Origin of the sequence: Streptomyces sp. NPDC050147 (assembly GCF_040660195.1) — a bacterium.
Taxonomy (GTDB): Bacteria; Actinomycetota; Actinomycetes; order Streptomycetales; family Streptomycetaceae; genus Streptomyces.
Map to the genome: position 1 here is coordinate 302,073 of NZ_JBFALJ010000005.1, position 15,536 is coordinate 317,608.

General features: G+C 71.1%; 14 protein-coding genes. 4 read left to right on the forward strand and 10 right to left on the reverse strand.

From position 1 onward, the window contains the following. Window positions 1-106 precede the first annotated feature (106 nt). Window positions 107-1,129 carry an SGNH/GDSL hydrolase family protein gene (locus AB0I94_RS11575; RefSeq protein WP_363309283.1) on the reverse strand — a complete coding sequence of 341 codons (1,023 nt, stop codon included), beginning with the start codon at window positions 1,127-1,129 and terminating at the stop codon, window positions 107-109. Between the two features lie 149 nt (window positions 1,130-1,278). On the opposite strand from AB0I94_RS11575, the gene AB0I94_RS11580 reads away from it, so the two are divergent. After that, window positions 1,279-2,670 carry a cystathionine beta-synthase gene (locus AB0I94_RS11580; RefSeq protein ID WP_363309284.1) on the forward strand — a complete coding sequence of 464 codons (1,392 nt, stop codon included), beginning with the start codon at window positions 1,279-1,281 and terminating at the stop codon, window positions 2,668-2,670. Window positions 2,671-2,967: 297 nt separating this feature from the next. On the opposite strand, the gene AB0I94_RS11585 is transcribed toward AB0I94_RS11580, so the two are convergent. From AB0I94_RS11585 to AB0I94_RS11615, 7 genes are all read right to left on the reverse strand, one after another. Further along, a complete protein-coding gene (locus AB0I94_RS11585) occupies window positions 2,968-3,753 on the reverse strand; it encodes a phosphodiesterase (protein ID WP_363309285.1) in 786 nt (261 codons plus the stop codon). A 73-nt stretch (window positions 3,754-3,826) separates the two neighbouring features. Beyond that, the gene (locus tag AB0I94_RS11590; RefSeq protein ID WP_363309286.1) at window positions 3,827-4,252 is read right to left on the reverse strand and encodes a hypothetical protein; all 426 of its coding nucleotides are present in this window, start codon (window positions 4,250-4,252) and stop codon (window positions 3,827-3,829) included. Between the two features lie 11 nt (window positions 4,253-4,263). Next, complete coding sequence (locus AB0I94_RS11595; RefSeq protein ID WP_363309287.1) at window positions 4,264-5,676, reverse strand: cytosine permease; 1,413 nt, start codon at window positions 5,674-5,676, stop codon at window positions 4,264-4,266. 84 nt (window positions 5,677-5,760) lie between these two features. After that, a complete protein-coding gene (locus tag AB0I94_RS11600) occupies window positions 5,761-6,696 on the reverse strand; it encodes an ABC transporter substrate-binding protein (RefSeq protein WP_363309333.1) in 936 nt (311 codons plus the stop codon). Window positions 6,697-6,717: 21 nt separating this feature from the next. Then, window positions 6,718-7,389, reverse strand: coding sequence for an ABC transporter permease (locus AB0I94_RS11605; RefSeq protein ID WP_363309288.1), 672 nt, complete (start codon window positions 7,387-7,389; stop codon window positions 6,718-6,720). 1 nt (window position 7,390) lies between these two features. Further along, window positions 7,391-8,038, reverse strand: coding sequence for an ABC transporter permease (locus AB0I94_RS11610; RefSeq protein ID WP_363309289.1), 648 nt, complete (start codon window positions 8,036-8,038; stop codon window positions 7,391-7,393). Next, entirely contained in the window at window positions 8,035-9,291 is a 1,257-nt protein-coding gene (locus AB0I94_RS11615; protein ID WP_363309290.1) for an ABC transporter ATP-binding protein, read from the reverse strand. The genes AB0I94_RS11610 and AB0I94_RS11615 overlap by 4 nt, the downstream gene beginning before the upstream one ends. A 151-nt stretch (window positions 9,292-9,442) precedes the next feature. Here AB0I94_RS11615 and AB0I94_RS11620 point away from each other — a divergent pair, with 151 nt between their 5' ends. The 3 genes from AB0I94_RS11620 (at window position 9,443) to AB0I94_RS11630 (ending at window position 12,618) form a co-directional block, all read left to right on the forward strand. After that, on the forward strand, window positions 9,443-11,026 hold the full coding sequence (locus AB0I94_RS11620; protein WP_363309291.1) for an aromatic amino acid ammonia-lyase: 1,584 nt from the start codon (window positions 9,443-9,445) through the stop codon (window positions 11,024-11,026). Further along, window positions 11,023-11,856 carry a MurR/RpiR family transcriptional regulator gene (locus AB0I94_RS11625; RefSeq protein ID WP_363309292.1) on the forward strand — a complete coding sequence of 278 codons (834 nt, stop codon included), beginning with the start codon at window positions 11,023-11,025 and terminating at the stop codon, window positions 11,854-11,856. Before AB0I94_RS11620 ends, AB0I94_RS11625 begins: the two co-directional genes overlap by 4 nt. A gap of 180 nt (window positions 11,857-12,036) precedes the next feature. Further along, entirely contained in the window at window positions 12,037-12,618 is a 582-nt protein-coding gene (locus AB0I94_RS11630) for a hypothetical protein (RefSeq protein ID WP_363309293.1), read from the forward strand. Window positions 12,619-12,642: 24 nt separating this feature from the next. Here the strand turns inward: AB0I94_RS11630 and AB0I94_RS11635 are convergent, their stop codons facing one another. Next, complete coding sequence (locus tag AB0I94_RS11635) at window positions 12,643-14,010, reverse strand: APC family permease (RefSeq protein ID WP_363309294.1); 1,368 nt, start codon at window positions 14,008-14,010, stop codon at window positions 12,643-12,645. Window positions 14,011-14,127: 117 nt separating this feature from the next. Beyond that, a complete protein-coding gene (locus AB0I94_RS11640; RefSeq protein WP_363309295.1) occupies window positions 14,128-15,513 on the reverse strand; it encodes a diaminopimelate decarboxylase in 1,386 nt (461 codons plus the stop codon). Between the last annotated feature and the right edge of the window lie 23 nt (window positions 15,514-15,536).

The window sequence follows — 15,536 nt, forward strand, 5'->3', positions numbered from 1 at the left end:
GCGCCGGGCCGGTGGGTGGCGGCCCGCAGTGCCCCACGGGCGTGGTGGCAGCCCCCCACCCCGAGGCCCGGCGCGGACCGGGGGAGAGTCACCCCGCCCCGTAGGGCTACTGCGGCAGTGGGGACGGGTCCGGGGTCGGGTGGATGCGGCGGCGGCGTCGGCGTTTGATGAGGGCCCAGGGGCCGCGGGGCCCGGTGGGCATGGCGGCCGCCACCTCCGTGCCACCCTCCGACGCGGCCTGCGCGGCCGCCCTGGCCACCGGCAGGAAGCCCTCCCGGCGCGACACGTCGGGGCGCTCCTCCTCCGGCCACAGGCCCAGCGCGGCGCACAGCGTCGGCAGCACCGCCATCGCCGCGGTCGCGTACCCCTCCGCGGAGGGGTGGTAGTTGTCGGGGCCGAACAGTTCCCGGGGGTTCGCCAGGAACTCGGGGCCGAGCAGGTCCCCGAGCGACACCGTGCGTCCGCCCTGCTCGACCACCCCGATCGTCTGCGCGGCAGCCAGCTGGCGGGAGACCCGCCGTGCCATCCAGCGCAACGGCTGGTAGACGTTCTCCACCGTGCCCAGGTCGGGGCAGGTCCCGACCACCACCTCGGCACCGGCCGTCCGCAGCCGCCGCACCGCGGAGGACAGAAGGCGTACGGAGCGTGTCGCGGGCATCCGGTGCGTCACGTCGTTCGCGCCGATCATCACGACGCAGACGTCCGGCACCCAGGACGCCGGGTCGGAGAGGATCAGCGTCACCTGGCGGTCAAGGTCGTCCGACTGGGCGCCCGGCAGCGCCACGTTCCGCAGCTCCACCGGCCGCTCGGCCACCGCGGCAAGCCCCGCCGCGAGGAGCGCGGCGGGAGTCTGCCTGGCCCGGTACACACCCTGCCCCGCGGCGGTCGAATCGCCGAGCATCGCGAACCGCAAGGGCTCCGCCCCGTCCGGCCGGTCCGCGTAACCCCAGCCGTAGCGCCCGTCGGCCCGTGGCGGGGCCGCGTGCTCCCCGCTGTTCCCGACGGACCGCTTCGCCAGCTGGACCTCCGCGAGGACCACTCCCAGGGCCGCTGCCCCGAGCAGCCCGATGCCTCCGCCGCCGTAAGCCGCGCCCGCCGCGATCCGCCGCGCCACCCTCGCCCTCGACATGCCCTGCAGCCACCTCCTCGTACCGCCCTACATCGACTCATTGCCCCGTAAGGACGGTCGGCCAATCGCGAACGGAGGTGAACGACTGAACGGGAGCCTTACGCTGACGGCACCCATTCGTCGCACTACATCGCAGCCCGGAGACAACGGTGCAATTCCACGACTCGATGATCAGCCTCGTCGGCAACACCCCGCTGGTGAAGCTCAACAACGTGACCACGGGCATTCAGGCGACCGTCCTGGCGAAGGTCGAGTACTTCAACCCCGGCGGTTCCGTGAAGGACCGCATCGCGCTGCGCATGATCGAGGCGGCCGAGCAGAGCGGGGAGCTCAAGCCCGGCGGCACCATCGTCGAGCCGACCTCCGGCAACACCGGCGTCGGGCTCGCCATCGTGGCCCAGCAGAAGGGCTACAAGTGCATCTTCGTCTGCCCGGACAAGGTGTCGCTCGACAAGATCAACGTCCTGCGGGCGTACGGCGCCGACGTGGTCGTCTGCCCCACCGCCGTCGACCCCGAGCACCCGGACTCGTACTACAACGTCTCCGACCGCCTCGTGCGCGAGACCCCCGGCGCCTGGAAGCCCGACCAGTACAGCAACCCGAACAATCCCCTTTCCCACTACCACTCCACCGGCCCTGAGCTGTGGGAGCAGACGGAAGGGAAGATCACCCATTTCGTGACCGGCATCGGGACCGGCGGCACCATCTCCGGGACGGGCGGGTATCTGAAGGAGGTCTCCGAGGGGCGCGTGCGGGTCGTCGGCGCCGACCCCGAGGGGTCCGTGTACTCCGGGGGCTCCGGGCGGCCGTACCTCGTCGAGGGCGTCGGCGAGGACTTCTGGCCGACGGCGTACGACCAGAACGTGACGGACGAGATCATCGCGGTGTCCGACAAGGACTCCTTCCAGATGACGCGGCGCCTGGCCAAGGAGGAGGGGCTCCTCGTCGGCGGCTCCTGCGGGATGGCCGTGGTGGCCGCGCTGCGGGTCGCCGAGCGGCTCGGCCCCGACGACGTCGTGGTCGTGCTCCTGCCCGACTCCGGGCGCGGCTACATGAGCAAGATCTTCAGCGATGAGTGGATGAACGACTACGGGTTCCTGGAGCAGGCGGGCGACGCGCCTCGCGTCGGTGACGTACTGCGCCGCAAGGAGGGTGGCGAGCTGCCCTCACTCGTCCACATGCACCCGGAGGAGACGGTCGGCGAGGCCATCGACGTACTGCGGGAGTACGGCGTCTCGCAGATGCCCATCGTCAAGCCGGGCGCGGGTCACCCGGACGTGATGGCGGCCGAGGTCATCGGCTCGGTCGTCGAACGCGAGCTCCTCGACGCCCTGTTCACGCAGCGCGCCTCGCTCACCGATCCGCTGGAGAAGCACATGTCGGACCCGCTGCCGCAGGTGGGCTCCGGCGAACCGGTCGCCGACCTGATGTCCGTGCTCGGCGGGGCCGACGCGGCGATCGTCCTGGTCGAGGGCAAGCCGACCGGTGTGGTGAGCCGTCAGGACCTGCTGGCCTTCCTGGCGGAGCAGCAGGGGCAGTAGCCGCGGAGTGTGCCGTGAGTCGCGTGGGTCGAACTTCGCGGAAGTGGTACGAGCAGGACACGTCCGCGCAGCACACGCTTAACACGCCTCCGGCACATTGGTGGTTGTCGGCGTACAGGAACTCCGGAGCGGCTCCCGGACCTCTGAACGCCCGGACGTGGGCCCGGTCCTGACCCGGCCCGTGTCCCTCGCGGGGACCGCCGTCGTCCCGCCCCCTGGGAAACCGGGGGTGCGGCGGTCCCCGCGCATGAACTGCGTATACGTTCCACAGAGACCGAGGGCTTCAGTGCCCCTCGCTCAATACCCCTGTATCCGCGCCGCCGCGTGACTCACCGCTGCCGTGTGCGTGGTCCAGCCGGTGGGCGTTCGCACGTGGAGCTGGAACGCCGTCGGCTCGGGCGCGTAGCCCATGGGGCGGTCCGGGCTGAGGGCGAGGGAGCTCTGGAGCCACGTGGAGGGGGCGGTCGACAGGGTCGTGCCCGCGTAGGCGCCGGTGGTCGGGCGGTGGACGTGGCCCGCCAGGACCCGGGCCACGTGCGGGTGGCGGGACAGGACCTCCGCCAGGGCCTCGCTGTCCGTGAGACGCATGCCGTCCAGGTACGGGATGCCGATGTCCGTCGGCGGGTGGTGCAGGCAGACCAGGGCAGGAACCTCCGGACGGGCCGTCAACTTATCGTCCAGCCAAGCGAGTTGCTCCTCGCCCAGGCGGCCGTGCGGAGCTCCCGGCACCTTCGTGTCCAGGGCGATCAGCGTCAGGTCGGCGTACTCGACGGCGTAGTGCGTGGTGTGCGCGCCGCCGAGCTGCGGCTCACCGCCGAACGCCTTGAGCAGGGCGGCAGGGTCGTCGTGGTTGCCGGTCGTCAGGTGCAGGGGCAGCGGGAAGCCCGCGATGAGTTCGCGCAGCTGCTCGTACTCCTCGGGGCGGCCGTGTTCCGTCAGGTCGCCGGTGATGACGACGCAGGTGGGCCGGGGTTCGAGGGCCAGGACGCGGGCGAGCGCGCGGCGCAGCCCGGCCGCCGGCTCGGACGCCAGCGGGCCGGTGGTGAGGTGCGGGTCACTGAGGTGTGCGACGGAGGTGGTCATGGCGGAACGGTCCGCCTCAGCCGGGCAGCCGCGCCACCGGTCATGCTGTCAGCGGAATCCGGCGGCCCGAGCCTCAGTCGTCCCACTCCGACTTCCGCTCGCGCTCCCTGCGGCCGCGCCCGAAGTTCATGCCCCGCATCGAATGCACCGCGTTCACCCCGACGATGCCGCCCCAGGTGACGAAGAGACCGGGCAGGTCCGCGTTGACCACACCGATCGCCGAGAGCGGGATCGCGAGGATCAGCGAGACGATGCCGAAGCCGAAGCGCTCGCCCCAGGAGTCCACGGGGCTGTTCGGCGCGCGGGACCCGCGGGCGACGACCATCTGCTGCTCGGCCATGTGCCGGCGCATCCGCCGGTCGATCGTGCCGTCCAGGCGCTGCTCGACCTTGCCGAGGAACGAGTCGACCAGCGCGGACTCATACTCTTCGCCCAGCTCTCTGCGGGCGTGCAGAGAGGCGTCGAGTTCCTTCTTGAGTTCAGCGTCTCGGGCTTCCATAGTCTTTTACGTTACGCAGCCGACGCGGGCGTGACAGTGGGGCTATCCCCCCTTTCCTCGGGGATGTGCGAGGTGTCGCGGCGGGCGAGCAGCCAGTACAGGGCCGCGGGGACGACCAGGCCCACGATCCAGGAGATGTCCGCGCCGCCCAGCGGATCCACGAGGGGGCCGGTGTAGAAGTGCGTGACGAGGAAGGGGAGCTGGGCGAGGAGGCCCACTCCGTAGACCGTCAGCGCGTCCCAGCGCCAGGCACCGTAGCGGCCGTGGGGGTCGGAGAGCGCCGGGATGTCGTAGCGCTCCTTGGAGATCAGGTAGTAGTCGACCAGGTTGATCGCCGACCACGGCGTGAAGAACGTCAGCAGGAACAGCAGGAAGTCCTTGAAGGACGTCAGGAAGCTGTCCTTGCCGAGCAGCGCCACCACCGTGCCCGCGACCATGATCAGTGCGATGTACGCCGACCTGCCGCGCGGGGACAGCGTCTTCTGGCCCCGGAATCCGCTGATGCTGGTCACCATCGACATGAAGCCGCCGTAGGTGTTGAGCACGTTGATCGTCAGCTTGCCGAGCGCGATCACGAAGTACAGGAAGGACGCGATCAGGCCCGTGCCGCCCAGGCCGACCACGTATCCGACCTGGTTGGCGAGGAACGCGTCCCCGGCGCTCGCCGCCACGAGAACACCGAACGTCATCGACCACTGCGAGCCGAGCGCCGAGCCGGACAGCGTCCACCAGAAGGTGGCCCGCCCCGACGTCGTACGCGGCAGATAGCGCGAGTAGTCCGCGACGTAAGGACCGAAGGCGAGCTGCCAGGATGCCGAGAGCGACACGGCGAGCAGGAACATCGGCAGGTCGAAGTGCGCGTCGTTCAGGAGCGCCGACAGGTCCACGCGGTCCAGGAGGCGGATGCCCAGGTAGATGAAGGCCAGCGCGCAGATCACGCTCGCCACCCGCCCGAGGACGTGGATCACGCGGTAGCCGACGGCCGCCACCACCGCGGTGATCACCGCGAAGACGATGATGCCGGTGGTGTCGTTCGTGTGCGTGAGCTGGGCCGTGGCCTGTCCGGCGAGGACGCTGCCGCTGGCGAAGAAGCCGACGTACATGAGGATGACGAGCAGCAGCGGCACGACCGCGCCGCGCACCCCGAACTGGGCGCGCGACTGGATCATCTGCGGCAGGCCCAGCTTCGGGCCCTGCGCCGAGTGCAGGGCCATCACGGCGCCGCCGAGCAGATTGCCGAGCAGCAGGCCGATCACCGACCAGACCACGTCGCCGCCGAAGACGACGGCGAGCGCGCCGGTGACGACCGCGGTGATCTGCAGGTTGGCGCCGAGCCAGAGGGTGAACTGGCTGAACGCGGTTCCGTGCCGTTCGTCGTCGGGGACGACGTCGATGGAGCGCCGCTCCACGAGAGTGTCTGCCATGATCCGGGAACTCCCTGCTGCTGTACGAGCTACCTCTTGCGTGGGGTGCCTGTCGGCGGGCGGGCGGGCGGGCCGGCCGGCGGGCTACTTCTTGGTGATCCCGTGCCGCGCCGCCCAGTCGTTCGCGACGTCCTCGGGGTCCTTCTTGTCCTTGTCCACCAGGCGGTTCAGCTCGGTGAGCTGCTTGGTCGTCAGGGCGTTGCCCAGGCGGGCGAGGGCCGCTCGCACCGTCGAGTCGGCCTTGCGGTCGGCGATGAGCGGGACGACGTGCTGGCCGGGGATCAGGTTCTTGGGGTCGGTGAGGACGACCCACTTCTCGGCGACGATGTCGGTGTCGGTGGTGAAGAGGTTCGCCACGTCCACGTCGCCCTTCTTCAGGGCGCCCTTCACCAACGGGCCCGAGGAATCGAGGGACTTGAACTCCTTGAACTCCACGCCGTAGACGTCCTTGAGGCCCACCGAGCCCACCGTGCGCTTCTTGACCTCGGGCGCCGCGCCGATGACGAGCTTGCCGTTGTGTTTCGCGAGGTCCGCGAGGGTCTTCAGGCCGTACTTGTCGGCGGTCTCCTGGGTGACGGCGAAGGCGTCGGAGTCCTCGGCCTTGCCGTAGGGCAGGATCTGCAGGCCGCGCGGCAGGGCCATGGCGAGGGCGTTCTGCATCTCGCCCTCCTCCGTGGCCTTCGCCTTGGTGTCGAGGTAGTGCAGGAGGGCGCCCTGGTACTCGGGCAGGAGGTCGATGTCGCCGCCCTTGAGGGCGGGGATGAGGATCTCGCGGGTGCCGAGGTTGGGGCGGACCTTGGTCTTCACGCCCGCCGCTTCGAGTGCGGCGGCGTAGAGGTAGCCGAGCACCTGGTTCTCGGTGAAGTTGGCGGTGCCGATGGTGACGCCGTCCTTGCTGGAGCCGCCGCCACCGCCGCCGGAGCCGCCCCCGTCGAGGGAGGTGATGCCGCCGCTGCACGCGGCGAGCGCGGGGACGGAGGCCGCGGCGAAGAGTCCGCCGATGAGGGTCCTGCGGTTCATGGGGGCCATCTGGGTTTGCTCCTAGGCCGTCTTGGCGGGGCGGTGGCGGAAGAGGGCGCGCTGCAAAGCGGAGAGCGCGAGATCGAGTACGACGGCGACGACCGCGACGAGCACGGCACCGCCGAGCACCTGCACGAGGTCACGCTGGGCGAGCCCGTCGAAGACGTACCGGCCGAGCCCGCCGAAGGAGACGTACGCGGCGATGGTGGCCGTCGCGACGACCTGGATGAGCGCGAGCCGGAGCCCGGTCATGATCAGCGGGAGCGCGAGGGGCAGTTCGACCTGGAAGAGGACCTGGTGCCAGCGCATGCCCTGGCCGCGCGCGGCGTCCCGTACCTCGGGGTCGACGGCGGTCATCCCGGCGTACGTGTTGGTGACGATGGAGGGGATGGCCAGCGCGACGAGGGCGATGTAGACGGGCCACATGGACAGACCGCTGGCCAGGAAGACCAGGACGACGAGGCCGACGGTGGGCAGTGCGCGCCCGAAGCTGGAGAGGTTGATGGCGACGAAGGCGCCCCGCCCGGTGTGCCCGATGAGCAGTCCGACCGGCAGTGCGATCGCGGCGGCGATGAGGGTGGCGAGCAGCGAGTACTGGAGGTGCTCGGCGAGGCGGTGCCCGATGCCGTCGGACCCGGCCCACTGCTCGCCGCTGACCAGCCAGGCACCGAGATCCTTGAAGAGTTCGTACATGTCACGTGCTCCTCTTGCGGCGGGTCCAGGGCGTCAGGACGTACTGGAGGGTGACCAGCAGCGCGTCCGCGACGAGCGCGAGGAGCAGGGTCAGGGCGACGCCGACGATGACGGGGGTGGGGAAGTTGCGCTGGAAGCCGTCCGTGAAGAGCTGGCCGAGGCCGCCGTCGCCGATGTAGGTGGCCACGGAGACGAGTGAGATCGCCATGACCGTCGCGATGCGTACGCCCGCCATGATCACCGGGAGCGCGAGGGGGAGCTCGACGGTGAGGAGGGTGCGCAGGGGCCTGGTGCCCATGGCCTTCGCGGCCTCCTTCGTCTTGGCGGGGACGGAGTCCAGGCCCTCGACGGTGTTCCGCAGGAGCACGACGAGGGTGTAGATCGTCAGGCCGATGACGGTGGTGGTGCGGGTGAGCCCGCTGACCGGCAGGAGCAGCACGAAGACGGCGATGGACGGGATGGTGAACAGGACGTTCGACAGCCCGAGGAGCAGCCCGCGCAGGGGGCGCACGCGGTGGGCGACGACGGCCAGGGGGAGCGAGACGAGCAGGCCGAGGAGTACGGCGGTGAGGGCGGCCTGGAGGTGGGAGAGGGTGAGGGTGGTGAGGTCGTCGGTGTGGTCGGCTATCCACGACCAGTCGACGGTCACGGGGTGCGCTCCGCCGTGCCCGCGGGGTCCGTTCTGGCGGGCGTGGCGTCTGCTTCCGTGTCGCCGGTGTCGCCGGTGTCGCCGGGTTCGCCCTCTGTGTGCGGCTCCGTCTGCCCTCGGCCGTTCACCGGCGGGTGCGGGTCGTCTTGGGTTGCTCGCGCCCACGCGGCGGAGCCGCACATGTCAGAGCCCCGCGCCCCTGACGGGGCGCTGCTGCCCCCGCGGCCTTGTTCATGCGCCACGCCCGCGTGCTCATGGATGTCGTCGCGGGATGTGACGCCGGTCAGGGCGCCCGCCGCGTCGACGCGGGCGACCAGGCCGCTGGGGGCGGCTATCGATTCGTTGAGGGCGGACAGCAGCGAGTCCGTGTCGCGCAGCGGGCGTACGGGGATGTCCGCCGCCTCGCCGTCCTTGTGCCGCCAGGCCACCGGGGCCCCCGCAGCGTCCAGGCGCAGCGTCCAGGCGCCGCCCTCCGGGGCCGGGGCCTGCGGGACCTCCGCGAGCGTGGACAGGGAGAGCAGCTTCAGGCCGCGCTCGGCGCCGAGGAAGTCCGCGACGAAGTCGTCCGCCGGGCGGGCCAGGAGCTCGGCGGGCTCGGCGCACTGGACGAGGTGGCCGCCGGTGCGGAAGACGGCTATGCGGTCGCCGAGCCGTACGGCCTCGTCGATGTCGTGCGTGACGAAGACGATGGTCTTGTTCAACTCCCGCTGAAGGCGCAGGAGTTCGTCCTGGAGCTGGGTGCGGACCACGGGGTCGACCGCGCCGAACGGCTCGTCCATCAGGAGCACCGGCGGGTCCGCGGCGAGCGCGCGGGCCACGCCCACGCGCTGCTGCTGGCCGCCGGAGAGCTGGTGCGGGTAGCGCTTCCCGGCGTCGGCGGTGAGGCCGACCGTCTCCAGGAGCTCGGCCGCCCGCGCCCGCGCCTTCTTGCGGCCCCAGCCGAGCAGCAGCGGCACCGTCGCGATGTTGTCCAGGACGGTGCGGTGCGGGAAGAGCCCGGACTGCTGGATCACGTAACCGATGGAGCGGCGCAGCTCGGCGGCGTCCTGCTCCAGGACGTCCTTGCCGTTGACTCTGATCGTTCCGGAGGTCGGGTCGACCATCCTGTTGATCATGCGGAGCGTTGTCGTTTTGCCGCAACCGGAAGATCCGACGAGGACGGTCACGCCCCCTTCCGGCATTTCGAGGCTGAGGTCGTGGACCGCGGTTGTGCCGTTCGGGAAGCGCTTGTGGACCGTATCGAATTGGATCATGAGGAGTCCCTTGCCCGGCTGTATATCGTCATGCAGAGTTCTCGTTGACTGAATAGATTGTCAATAGCCAGTCCACGCCCCGAGGTAAATCACTGGTAACGAGTGGTCGCAGGGCAAGACTGAGCGTCCGGTTGAGGAGGATTTACGAGTGATGTCGTCTCGTATCGCGGACAAGGCAACCGCCAGGGCGACCGACGACAGCGGCTCGGTCGTCGTCCTGGACGGCCGGGGACTGATGGTCGCAGATGTCGTACGCATGGCCGAATCCACCGCAAAGCCGGTCCCCGGGACGGACGGGATGAAGCGCGTGGAACTCTCGTGGAACGCCGCGCGGGAGATCGCCTCCTGGGGTCGCGTCTACGGCCGCTCCACCGGAGTGGGCGCCAACCGGAATGAGTCCGTGCCGACCGAGGCGGCCTCCGACCACGGTCTGCGGCTGCTCCGCAGCCACGCCGGAGCGATCGGTGCGGAGCTGCCCGCGCGGCAGGTCCGCGCGATGCTCGCGGTCCGCGCCAACCAGCTCCTCGCCGGCGGCGCGGGCCTGCGCCCGACCGTCGTCACGGCGCTCTGCCAGGCCCTGGAGACCGGCGCCTATCCGAAGGTCAACGAATTCGGCTCGGTCGGCACGGGCGACATCGCCGCGCTCGCGCAGATGGGCCTCGCGCTCGCGGGCGAGCACCCCTGGCAGGGGCCGGGCACCGCCCCCGAACCGCAGCCCCTCGACAACAACGACGCCCTCGCCCTGATCAGCAGCAACGCCCTCACCCTCGGCCAGTCCGCGCTCGCCCTGCACGAACTGCGCGGGCTGATCGCGGCCACCCAGGTGGTGGCGGCACTGACCCTGATGGCGGTCGACGGCTCGTACGAGGCGTACGCGCTGCCCGTGCACGAGGCGCGGCGCCACGCCGGTTCGTACGCGGTCGCCGAACGGATGCGGCAGATCCTCGGCGCGCCCGACCGCCCCACGCCACCGCTCGGCCGCATCCAGGACCCGTACGGCCTGCGCTGCGTGCCGCAGATCCACGGGCCCGCGCACGACGCGGCGAACGCGCTCGAGGACGTCCTCACGGTGGAGATCAACGCGGCGGCGGAGAACCCGCTGATCTCGGCGGACGACATGGCGGCCTACCACCACGGCGGCTTCTACCTCGCCCAACTGGCGCTGTCCCTCGACCACTTCAGGCTCGCGGTGAGTCAAGTGGCACGCCTGTCCACCTCCCGCCTGTCCACCCTGAACGAACCGGGCTTCACCCGCCTGCGGCCCTTCCTCGCGGACGGCGAACCGGCGTCCTCGGGCGTGATGATCCTGGAGTACGCGGCCGGCGCGGCCCTCGGTGACCTGCGGGCCTTCTCCGCGCCCGCCTCCCTCGGCCATGCGGTGCTCTCCCGCGGAGTCGAGGAGCAGGCCAGCTTCGCCTCGCTCGCGGCGCGCCAGACGCTGCGGGCGTGCGAGGCGTACCGCCTGGTGGTGGGGTGCGAACTGGTCGCTGCCATACGGGCGTTGAGGCTACGGGACATGAGGCTCGATCCGGAGCTGCCGGTCGGCAGGGCCTTCGAGCTCGCGGATGCCGTACTGGACGCGGAGCTGGCCGACCGGCCGTTGACGGATGATGTGACGGCGGCGGCCGGACTGCTCGACCGGTTCACGGAGCTGTGGCTGGACCTCGGGCCCGGGAGCGGGTCCGGCGGCGTAACGGGCTACGAAAGCCAGGGTGTTGTGAGGGGAACGGTATGAGTGACAGTCCTGCCGCGCGGCTGCAGGTGCTCTTCGAGGGCCACCGGCTCACGCCCACGCAGCGGCGCATCGCGCACTGCATGGTCCGGCGGGCGGCGGACGTCCCCTTCCTCTCCAGCGTCGAACTGGCGGAGCTCGCCGGGGTGAGCCAGCCCTCGGTGACGCGTTTCGCGGTGGCGCTCGGCTTCGACGGCTATCCGGCGCTGCGGCGGCACCTGCGGGAACTGGCGCCCGCGGAGGCGGCGAACGGGGACTCCCTCAACGAGTACCAGCAGGCGGTCGAGGCGGAGATCGCGAACCTGCGCCACCTGGCGGAGGTGCTCGCCGACCCCGCGCCGGTCGAGCGCGCCGGGCGGCTCCTCGCCTCCTCCCGCCCGCTCCCCGTCCTCGGCCTGCGGGCCGCCGCGTCCCAGGCGTACGGCTTCTCGTACTTCGCGGCGAAGGTCCACCCCGACGTACGCCTCCTCGACGAGGGCGGCACGATGCTGGCCGACCGCATCGACGCGGCGGTACGGGCGGGGGCGTCGGCGCTTCTGTGCTTCGCGCTGCCTCGCCATCCGCGTGAGGTGGTCGACGCGCTGGCCTATGCGCAGGGGGCGGGCCTCTCCGTGGTGACGGTCGCGGACTCGGCGTTCGCCCCCGTCGCGGCGCACTCCGACCTCCTCCTCCCGGCGGCGGTCGGCACGGGCCTCGCCTTCGACACGGCGTGCGCCCCGATGCTGCTGGGCCGGGTGCTCCTGGAGGCCATGTGCGACGGGCTTCCGGACGCGCAGGCGCGGCTTGAGGAGTTCGACGCGGGGGCGGCGGCGCGGGGGTTGTTCGTGGAGTGAGCTGCTCCGAAGAGCGAACGCTCGCTGACCGCGGCCGACGGAAGACCCCTCGCCCGAAGTGGCGACGCGCGACCGCCGCACCTCTCCGCCGGCCGGCCGCAGCACGCCATCGGTCTCTCACCGTTCCCTCATGTTTCCCCGCTAGCCTCCTCCGCCGACGCGAAAGAGGAGGCGGACGACGTGGGGCGCGGCGGACATGGACTGGCCAGGGTTTCGGTGGTCGTGCGGGCGGGGGCCGTGCCCCTGTGGTGGCTCGGTGTCGTGGCCGCGGGGATCGGGACGTTGCCGGACGGGCTCACCGGGCGCCGTATCGGCGTATTCACGGGTGCCGCCCTCCTTCTCCTGGTAGCCGTCGCCGTCACGTACTCCCGGCGCAAGCGCTACACCGCCCTCACCCGCGAAGCGACCCGCGCCGCCAGGCAGGACATCCTCCAGGACCGCGCCGTCACCGTACGCAACTGGCGCCGTGCGCACCGCTGGTGGCTCGGTCTCGGGTTTCTTGTCGCCCTGGTGAGCGCCTTCGTCATTCCTGCCGCCGGGGGGATGGTCATGGCCGGAGCGGGAGTCGGGCTCTGGGGCAAGGCCGTCTGGCTCGGGCGGCGCGAGCGGGAGCTCGACGCGCTGCTGTGGGTGCGCGTCGACTGGCTCAGCCGTCGCGCCGGCGCCCCCGCGGGCAAGGCGGTGAAGGGCTACCGCTCCACCGGGCCCTTCGCGGGAGACGCCGCCCCCGGCGGCGCTCGTCGCCGGCGCGTGAGCGCCTGATCAGCCCCCCGAGCGGTCCTCCTGTCAGTCCTCGCCCCGCGCCTTCATCACCACCTTGTTGACCACCCAGAGGCCGACTCCGATGGCGAGGAGGATGCCCGCCCGGATGTAGACCTCCGCCGGGCGGTCGGCGAGGGGGCTCGCCAGGATCAGGGCGGTGATCGCGCCGAGCACGGGCAGCACCGTGGGCGTACGGAAGTGCTCGTGGTCCACCCGGTCCTTGCGCAGGACCAGGACCGTCACGTTGACCACCGCGAACACGCACAGGAGCAGGAACGCCGTGGTGTCGCCGAGCCCCTCGATCTCGCCCGTGGACACCAGGCCGACGGCCAGGAGCGACACGAAGACGATGCCGACCACCGGTGTGCGGCGGCGGGCCAGGACCCGGCCCATCGCGCGCGGCAGTATGCGTTCGTTGGCCATGCCGTAACAGAGCCGCGAGGCCATCATGATGTTGATGAGGGCCGAGTTGGTGACCGCGAACAGGGCGATCAGCGCGAAGAGTTTGTGCGGGAAATCGATGCCACCCGCCTTCACGACCTCCAGGAGCGGGCCGCTCGATCCCTCAAGGACCTTGTAGTCCACGAGCAGGGACGAGACCAGCGCCACCAGGACGTAGATCGTGCCCGTCACCGCGACGCCGATGAAGATCGCCCTCGGGAACGTACGCACCGGATCCTTCGTCTCCTCGGCCATGTTCACCGAGTCCTCGAAGCCGACGAACGCGAAGAAGCCGAGCGCGGTCGCGCCGAGGATGCCCGTCATCAGGGCGTAGCCCGTGCCGCCGTCCGGTGACTCGAAGTCCGTGAGGCGGCCGGGGTCCCCGTCCCCGCTCAGCACGGCGTACGCGCCGATCGCGAGGATGATGGCCAGGCCCGTCAGCTCGACGAGCGTGAGCACCACGTTCGTCTTCACCGACTCCGAGACGCCCCGCAGGTTCAGCGCCGCGAGCGCGAGGATGAAGAGGATCGCGATCAGCGTCGGCGGGAGGGCGTCGCTCGTCAGTTCGCTCAGGTAGTCGCCGCTGAAGGCGCGCGCCGCCGCGCTCGCCGACGAGAGCCCCGAGGCCATCACCATGAACGCGACGATGAAGGTGAGGAACGGGACCTTGAACGCCTTCTGCGTGTAGAGGGCCGCGCCCGCCGCCTTCGGGTACTTGCCGACCAGCTCGACGTACGACGCCGCTGTCAGGATCGCCACGACGAAGCCGATCGCGAACGGCAGCCACAGCGCGCCGCCGACCTTTCCCGCGACCTTGCCGGTGGTGGCGTAGATGCCGGTGCCGAGGATGTCGCCGATCACGAAGAGGATCAGGAGCTTGGGGCCGATCGCGCGCTTCAGCGCGGGTTCTCCGGACGGCGGTGTACTGGCGGCCTTTTCTGATGTCGTCACAGGATCATCTCCCCCGAGGGTGTGCCTGGAGGGAGCATCTGCCCCGAAAGTGCTGCGGGAATGCAGGAGTTGAGCAACCTCAGAGGTCGCGAACCTCCGGGTTCCCGGTGCCAGGACTCAGAACTCGCGCAACGCGTCCCGCCTCGCGCCCCCCGACTCGGCGACGATCTCCTCCAGGGTCTGCGGATCCCGCACGGTGGCGAAGGCGACCTCGCCGCCCGCGCTCGCGGTGAAGCCGTAAATGCCGGGTCGGGCAAGGCTGTTGTACGAGTAGTGGTGCGCGAAGTAGTACGCCCCCGTGTCGAGCACCGCGGCGTAGTCGCCCTGTTCGAGCAGCGGGAGCGGGCGGTTCTCGGCGAGCAGGTCGCCCGCGAAACAGGCGGGGCCCGCGATGTCCTGGCCGACGGACGGGCCGCTCTTGGGGCGGCCCTTCGCGTCGTACGCGGCGATCCGCAGCGGCCAGGACGCGGGCGCGTACACCGTGCGGGTGGCCACCTGGACGCCCGCGTGGGTCACGGCGACGGGCCGGGTGCCCGCCGACTTGGCGTACTCGACGCGGGCCAGGATCGTGCCGTGCTTGGCGAGCAGCGAGCGGCCGAACTCGGTGACCAGGCCGTAGCGCCCGTCGAGCAGTCCTGGCACACGGGACTTGAGGCGGCGCGCGTACTGCGCGTGCGTCGGCGACTCCTCGTCCGAACCGAAGTTGACGGGCAGGCCGCCGCCGATGTCGAGGGTGTCGATCTGCTGCCGGCCGGCCCGTTCGTTGATCTCCTCGGCCAGTTCGTACGTCGCCGACACGCCCCGCACCATCAGTTCGAGGGGCATCCCCTGTGACCCGGAGTGGGCGTGTATCCGCGTCATCCAGGGGCGGTCGAGATAAGCCTGGACGATCCATTCGCGCGCGCCGTCGTCGAGCAGCGCGACCCCGAACTTGGAGGTCGCCGTCGCGGTGGACAGGGCGCCGATGGAGCCGCCGCCGATCTGCGGGTTCACGCGCAGGCCGATGGGTGAGTTGGTGGGCGCCGAGCGGATCATGGCGTCCAGACGGGCGAGCTCCTGCGGATTGTCCGCGTTCACGGCGATGCCGAGGGCGAGGGCCTCGCGCAGCTCGGCGGGGGTCTTCGCGGGCGAGTCGAGGACGGTGTCCGTGGTCGGCACGCCGGCGGCCCGTGCCAGGGCGAGCTCACCGGGGCTCGCCACCTCGGCGCCGATGCCCGCGTCGTGCAGCAGCCGCAGGACCGGGACGAGGGGGGCCGCCTTCACCGCGAAGGCGTGCAGGACCGGTGTGCCGGGCGGTGTGACGGCCTCGAAGGCGGCGTGCAGGGCGGCGGCGGACGCGCGGATTCCGGCGACGTCCAGGAGGCCGACGATGGGCGACGCCGGGTCGACGATGCCCCGCTCGACGGCGGCGCGGACGGCCTGGTCACGCCGGGCGGCGGGGTCCGCCGCGGCCTCCGTGTCCGCCTCGGTCGTGTGTGCGGTCCCCGTGTCCTGATCGCTCATGCGTGCCAGCCAATCACCCGCGA

What these genes read in the sequence shown, in the direction of transcription:
- AB0I94_RS11575 (WP_363309283.1), bottom strand. Translation starts at nt 1,129, where the DNA reads ATGTCGAGGGCGAGGGTGGCGCGGCGGATCGCGGCGGGCGCGGCTTAC.
- AB0I94_RS11585 (WP_363309285.1), bottom strand. Translation starts at nt 3,753, where the DNA reads ATGACCACCTCCGTCGCACACCTCAGTGACCCGCACCTCACCACCGGC.
- AB0I94_RS11590 (WP_363309286.1), bottom strand. Translation starts at nt 4,252, where the DNA reads ATGGAAGCCCGAGACGCTGAACTCAAGAAGGAACTCGACGCCTCTCTG.
- AB0I94_RS11595 (WP_363309287.1), bottom strand. Translation starts at nt 5,676, where the DNA reads ATGGCAGACACTCTCGTGGAGCGGCGCTCCATCGACGTCGTCCCCGAC.
- AB0I94_RS11600 (WP_363309333.1), bottom strand. Translation starts at nt 6,696, where the DNA reads ATGAACCGCAGGACCCTCATCGGCGGACTCTTCGCCGCGGCCTCCGTC.
- AB0I94_RS11605 (WP_363309288.1), bottom strand. Translation starts at nt 7,389, where the DNA reads ATGTACGAACTCTTCAAGGATCTCGGTGCCTGGCTGGTCAGCGGCGAG.
- AB0I94_RS11615 (WP_363309290.1), bottom strand. Translation starts at nt 9,291, where the DNA reads ATGATCCAATTCGATACGGTCCACAAGCGCTTCCCGAACGGCACAACC.
- AB0I94_RS11620 (WP_363309291.1), top strand. Translation starts at nt 9,443, where the DNA reads ATGTCGTCTCGTATCGCGGACAAGGCAACCGCCAGGGCGACCGACGAC.
- AB0I94_RS11625 (WP_363309292.1), top strand. Translation starts at nt 11,023, where the DNA reads ATGAGTGACAGTCCTGCCGCGCGGCTGCAGGTGCTCTTCGAGGGCCAC.
- AB0I94_RS11640 (WP_363309295.1), bottom strand. Translation starts at nt 15,513, where the DNA reads ATGAGCGATCAGGACACGGGGACCGCACACACGACCGAGGCGGACACG.